Source organism: Klebsiella planticola ATCC 33531 (genome assembly GCF_000735435.1).
Taxonomy (GTDB): domain Bacteria; phylum Pseudomonadota; class Gammaproteobacteria; order Enterobacterales; family Enterobacteriaceae; genus Klebsiella; species Klebsiella planticola.
Map to the genome: position 1 here is coordinate 38,186 of NZ_JMPP01000002.1, position 6,173 is coordinate 44,358.

A 6,173-nucleotide genomic window follows, 5' to 3' on the forward strand; every position below is an offset into this window, starting at 1 on the left:
GACAGCAGTTTGTAGGGTAAATGCCCGATACCGCGTCGGCAGCATAGCAGGATTTTGGCGAGGTGTTAATCTGTTTACAAAAAAGCAACATTAAAATTTAGCTGAATCGTTAAGGGCAGGATTTTACAGGCTTTACGTACATTTCCCGGGATATAAATTTAATTCTGTTACACATAACTGAGCAAAATCCCAACAATCATCAAAAATCAAAAATAGACCGGCTTATACTCCGTCGCGAGCGCTATTTTCGGCGATACTCAGTGGAAACGGGCCAAACTATAGCGCCGGGAGCTAACATGATACGACCTTTGAAACCCCACGTGATTGCCCTGGTGTGCAGTGCCGGGCTATTAGCCGCCTCCGGGGCCCTGTACGTGACAAGCCGCGCCGCAGAAACGCCGCCCGCTCCTGCCCCCCAACCCACCGCCGCTGCCGTTGAGTCCGCCGCTCCGACGGCGCAACCGGTCGCGGCCACCTACACGGCGGCGCAAATCGATCGGTGGGTCGCCCCCGTCGCCCTTTATCCGGATAACCTGCTGTCGCAGGTGTTAATGGCGTCAACCTACCCGAGCAACGTCCTGCAGGCCGTCCAGTGGTCGCAGGATAACCCAACGATGCAGGGCGACGCCGCCGTGCAGGCCGTGGCGAACCAGCCGTGGGACCCCAGCGTGAAATCGCTGGTCGCCTTCCCGGCGCTGCTGTCGCTGATGGGTGAAAATCCGCAGTGGGTGCAGGACCTGGGTAACGCGTTTCTCGCACAGCCGCAGGACGTGATGAATTCGGTGCAGAAACTGCGTGCCATCGCCCAGCAAACCGGGACGCTAAAATCGTCGCCGCAGCAGAAGGTGACCACAACCAAAGCGACGCCGCCACCGGCGACTTCCACCGCCACGTCAACGACGAAAACCACCACGGTGGTCGAGCCTGCGCCCACCACAGAAATCATCAAGATTGAATCTACCGATCCGAAGGTGGTGTATGTGCCAACCTACAACCCCAATACGGTTTATGGCACCTGGCCGAACACCGCGTACCCGCCGGTCTATTTGCCGCCAACGCCGGGTGAACAGTTTACCAACAGCTTCGTCAACGGCCTCGGTTTCAGCCTCGGGGTAGCCACCACTTATGCGCTGTTCAGCAGCATCGACTGGGATGATGACTATCATCACGACGATGACTGGGATCACGGCGGCTACCATGGCGGCGGGAACAACAATATCAATATCGACGTCGATAACTACAACCATTTCAACAAGCAGCGTTTTGACGGCAACAACGCTAGCTGGCAGCACAACCCGGCGTTCCGCAACAATGTGCCGTACCCGAACAATAACGTGGCGCAGCGTTTCCACCAGACCAACGTTCCCGGCGGCCTGAGCGCCACGCAGCACACTCCGGCGAACCTGACCAGCCAGCGTCAGGCGGCGCTCGACCAGTTCCAGCACAGCACTCACAACGGCGCGGCAAAAGGCCTGACCGCGGGCGGAGTAACGGCGGCGGCAGGCAACAGGGATACCCAACGCCAGGCGGCCTCACAGCAGCTCAACAAAATCACCCAGCGCAGCAACTACCGGGGCTATGACACCCCGGAAAACCGCGCGGCGGCGAAGCAAAAGCAACAAAATCCGGCGCCCCAACAGCAGCGACGGGACAAAGCAAACTCGCACCTCCAGAACCCGACGACGCAGCAGCAACAGCATCGCGACGCGGCGAAGTCGCAGGTTCAACAGCGCCCGCCGCAGCAGCGCCAGCAGAGAGTGCAGAATGTTCGTTCGAATGCGTTCAGCGGCAACGACAGCCGCTCGCCATCATGGGAGGCCCAGCGCCAGCGGGGCGCGCAGAGCCGGAGTACAGCGCACCTCAACACTAACCAGCGTGCGGCGGCGCAACAGCGCACGGGCCAACATCGCGAACTGCGTCATCGCTAAGGAGCGGTCATGAAAAAAGTCCTGATTTCTGGCTGGCTGGCGCTTTTTGCCCTGCCCGTTTTTGCCCAACAGTATTTTGCCACCCCGGAGAAGGCCGCCACTGCGCTGGCGGAGGCCATTTCGACGCAAAATGAGCCCGCGCTCAACGACCTGCTGGGGGAGGACTGGCGTCAGTACCTGCCGCAGCGGGAGGCAGATCCGCAAGCCGTCGCCCGTTTTCTTCGCGACTGGAAAGTCGGCCATAAGATTGTCGAACAGGGGGATATGGCACACCTCAACGTAGGCCGTGAAGAGTGGCAGCTGCCGCTGCCGATGCTGAAAAGCGCCGAGGGTTGGCACTTCGATATGGCGCAGGCGGCAGATGAGATCCAGACGCGAGAAATCGGCCGTAACGAGCTGTCGGCAATCCAGGCGATGCACGCCTACGTTGATGCGCAAAATGAGTATTATCAGCACTTCCAGCGTTACGCCAAAAAGCTGTTCAGTAGCACGGGGAAAAAAGACGGTCTGTACTGGCCAACTCAGCCCGGTGAAGAGCCGAGCCCGTTGGGGCCAGCCTTTAGCCCCGTCGAACCGGGCGAAGGCTATCACGGCTACCGTTTCCGCATTATCCATGACGGTGACAAGCAGACGGTCGCCCTGCTGGCGTGGCCCGTTGCATGGGGTGAAACCGGCGTGATGAGCTTTATGATCGACCAGAACGATCGCGTTTATCAGGCAAATTTAGGTAAGGATACGGAGACGTTAGTTCAGGCGATTACCCGCTTTACGCCAGATGAAAAATGGCAGGCTATCGAGCAATAACCCCCTGCCCGGCGCATCCGTATGCCGCCGGGCTGGTTTCCTCATCTGACGATGTTTAGCCCTGATGCGGCATCAGCTGTGGATAGCCGCTGAAGGCTGGCTTGCTGCTGCTTAAGGCCGCCTCATCATTGTGAATACTGCCTGAGTTCGCCGCCCACACGCCTTCCGTAGTTTTGCTGATCGCCTGATGCTGCGCATTCAGGTTCTGACCCATGGCGGCGATATGGGTGTTTTCCGTGCCACCGCTATTGTCGGCCCAGGGAATGGAAGGATCTGCGGCGCAAGCCACCGCAGAAGCCAGGGTGGCAGCAAACAGGGCAGTTGTTAAAACGAGTTTCATAACACACCTCACAGATAGTTAACTGCCTATAAGTTTATGACGTAATTATTTTCAATGTATCTATAAGATGTGCCGATTTATTAACGCAGACACAGTTCTAAACATCGGGCATAAAAAAAGCGGCTCTCAGAGCCGCTTTTACATTTTGCCGGAAAGAAAAACTTACTTTTTCTTCGCTTTCGCGTTCGGCAGGTCGGTAATGCTACCTTCGAACACTTCTGCCGCCAGGCCAACGGACTCGTGCAGAGTCGGGTGCGCGTGGATGGTCAGAGCGATGTCTTCTGCATCACAACCCATTTCGATAGCCAGGCCGATTTCACCCAGCAGCTCGCCGCCGTTGGTGCCGACAATCGCGCCGCCGATAACACGGTGGGTCTCTTTGTCGAAGATCAGTTTGGTCATACCGTCTGCGCAATCTGAAGCGATCGCTCGACCAGAAGCTGCCCACGGGAAGGTGGCAGTTTCATAGCTGATGCCTTTCTCTTTCGCTTCTTTCTCGGTCAGGCCAACCCAGGCAACTTCTGGCTCGGTGTAGGCGATTGACGGGATCACTTTCGGGTCGAAGTAGTGCTTCAGACCGGAGATAACTTCGGCGGCAACGTGACCTTCGTGAACACCTTTGTGCGCCAGCATCGGCTGACCGACGATATCGCCGATAGCGAAGATGTGCGGCACGTTGGTACGCAGCTGCTTGTCAACACGGATAAAGCCGCGTTCGTCAACTTCAACGCCCGCTTTGCCTGCGTCGAGGTTTTTACCGTTCGGTACGCGACCGATAGCAACCAGCACCGCGTCATAACGCTGTGCTTCAGCCGGGGCTTTTTTGCCTTCCATGGAAACATAGATACCGTCTTCTTTTGCTTCAACGGCAGTCACTTTGGTTTCCAGCATCAGGTTGAATTTCTTGCTGATGCGTTTGGTGAAGACTTTAACCACGTCTTTGTCGGCAGCCGGGATCACCTGGTCGAACATTTCAACCACGTCGATCTCTGAACCCAGCGCATGGTACACGGTGCCCATTTCCAGACCGATGATACCGCCACCCATAACCAGCATACGCTTCGGTACGGATTTCAGCTCCAGCGCATCGGTGGAGTCCCATACGCGCGGATCTTCGTGCGGAATGAACGGCAGCTGAATCGGACGGGAACCTGCAGCGATGATCGCATTGTCGAAGTTAATCACGGTTTTACCGTTTTCACCTTCCACTTCCAGGGTGTTAGCGCCGGTGAATTTACCCAGACCGTTAACCACCTTCACTTTACGACCTTTGGCCATGCCAGCCAGACCACCGGTCAGCTGAGTGATGACTTTTTCTTTCCAGGTGCGGATCTTGTCAATGTCGGTTTTCGGTTCGCCAAAAACGATGCCGTGCTCGGCCAGCGCTTTCGCTTCTTCGATAACTTTAGCAACGTGCAGCAGTGCTTTAGAAGGGATACAGCCGACGTTCAGGCAAACACCGCCGAGGGTGCTGTAACGTTCTACGATGACGGTCTCCAGACCTAAATCAGCGCAACGGAAGGCAGCAGAATAGCCTGCAGGACCTGCCCCAAGTACCACGACCTGAGTTTTAATTTCAGTACTCATCATGACCTCTGTAGTTTGTATCCGGCGGGTCTGACGCTATTGTTATACACTTCATCCTTCAAGCCGCCTCTGCGTTGGCTGCGCTCGCTCACCCCGGTTACGTACCGCTTGTACGCTCCAGGGATTCACTCCCTTGCCGCCTTGACGCAACTCGAATTTTTTTGTGTAAATTACGCCCATGTCCACCGGGACGTTCTATCCGCCTGCATTTTACAAAATTGTTAACAATTTTGAAACAACAAACGGCAAACGATTTTGTCCTTTGTTGCTGATAACCCCGAAACGAAGACAAGATTACCAGAAAAAAGCCGGCCGTCAGGCCGGCTTTTCGCTTACATCACCAGGCGGCGAATATCGCTCAGCATGTTGTTGATGATGGTGATAAAGCGCGCACCATCAGCACCATCGATCACGCGGTGGTCGAAGGACAGAGAGATAGGCATCATCAGACGCGGTACAAACTCTTTACCATTCCACACCGGTTCCATCGCGGATTTAGACACCCCGAGGATCGCCACTTCCGGCGCGTTGACAATCGGCGCGAAGTGGGTTGTCCCCAGGCCACCGATGCTGGAGATGGTGAAGCAACCGCCCTGCATTTCGCCCGCAGTCAGCTTACCATCACGCGCTTTCTTAGAGATAACCGTCAGTTCACGAGACAGCTCGGTAATGCTCTTCTTGTTCACATCTTTAAAGACCGGAACAACCAGACCATTCGGCGTATCAACCGCCACCCCGATGTTGATGTATTTCTTCAGCGTCAGACGCTGTGCATCTTCGGACAGCGAGCTGTTGAAGCGTGGCATCTGCTCAAGCGCAGCGGCAACCGCTTTCATGATGAAGACAACCGGGGTGAATTTCACGTCCAGTTTGCGCTTCTCAGCTTCAGCATTCTGCTGCTTACGGAAGGCTTCCAGATCGGTGATATCAGTTTTATCGAAGTGCGTAACGTGCGGGATCATTACCCAGTTACGGCTCAGGTTCGCACCAGAGATTTTCTGGATACGGCCCAGCTCAACTTCTTCCACTTCACCAAACTTGCTGAAGTCCACTTTCGGCCACGGCAGCATGCCCGGCAGACCACCACCGGCGGCAGCGGCAGGCGCAGCTTCAGCGCGTTTCACCGCGTCTTTCACGTAAGCCTGAACGTCTTCGCGCAGGATACGGCCTTTACGACCGGAGCCTTTCACTTTCGCCAGGTTGACGCCGAATTCGCGCGCCAGACGACGAATCAGCGGCGTCGCATGAACGTAAGCGTCGTTTTCAGCAAACTCAGATTTGCCTTCCGCTTTCGCCGCAGGAGCAGCGGCCGGTTTAGCCTTCTCTGCCGGAGCGGCAGCCGGTGCCGGAGCAGCAGCCGGAGCGGCGGCAGGCGCAGCGCCTTCCACTTCAAAGACCATAATCAGAGAACCGGTAGAGACTTTGTCGCCGGTGCTGATTTTGATTTCTTTTACGGTGCCTGCAAACGGTGCCGGCACTTCCATAGAAGCCTTGTCGCCTTCTACGGTGATCAG

The 6,173-nt window shown here is 56.2% G+C and carries 5 protein-coding genes; 2 read left to right on the plus strand and 3 right to left on the minus strand.

Annotated features, from left to right (window positions below):
- Positions 1-296: 296 nt before the first annotated feature.
- Together GRPL_RS24965 and GRPL_RS24960 are read left to right on the plus strand one after the other, a co-directional pair.
- Positions 297-1,928: a DUF3300 domain-containing protein gene (locus GRPL_RS24965; protein ID WP_032698136.1), complete on the plus strand. Its 1,632-nt coding sequence runs from the start codon at positions 297-299 to the stop codon at positions 1,926-1,928.
- A gap of 9 nt (positions 1,929-1,937) precedes the next feature.
- On the plus strand, positions 1,938-2,732 hold the full coding sequence (locus GRPL_RS24960; RefSeq protein ID WP_032697266.1) for a DUF2950 family protein: 795 nt from the start codon (positions 1,938-1,940) through the stop codon (positions 2,730-2,732).
- Positions 2,733-2,787: 55 nt separating this feature from the next.
- On the opposite strand, the gene GRPL_RS24955 is transcribed toward GRPL_RS24960, so the two are convergent.
- From GRPL_RS24955 to aceF, 3 genes are all read right to left on the minus strand, one after another.
- On the minus strand, positions 2,788-3,072 hold the full coding sequence (locus GRPL_RS24955; protein ID WP_032689462.1) for a hypothetical protein: 285 nt from the start codon (positions 3,070-3,072) through the stop codon (positions 2,788-2,790).
- 162 nt (positions 3,073-3,234) lie between these two features.
- On the minus strand, positions 3,235-4,659 hold the full coding sequence (gene lpdA / locus GRPL_RS24950) for a dihydrolipoyl dehydrogenase (RefSeq protein ID WP_004857924.1): 1,425 nt from the start codon (positions 4,657-4,659) through the stop codon (positions 3,235-3,237).
- Positions 4,660-4,991: 332 nt separating this feature from the next.
- Positions 4,992-6,173: dihydrolipoyllysine-residue acetyltransferase (gene aceF, locus GRPL_RS24945; protein WP_032698141.1), on the minus strand; the 1,182-nt coding region annotated here is incomplete at its 5' end.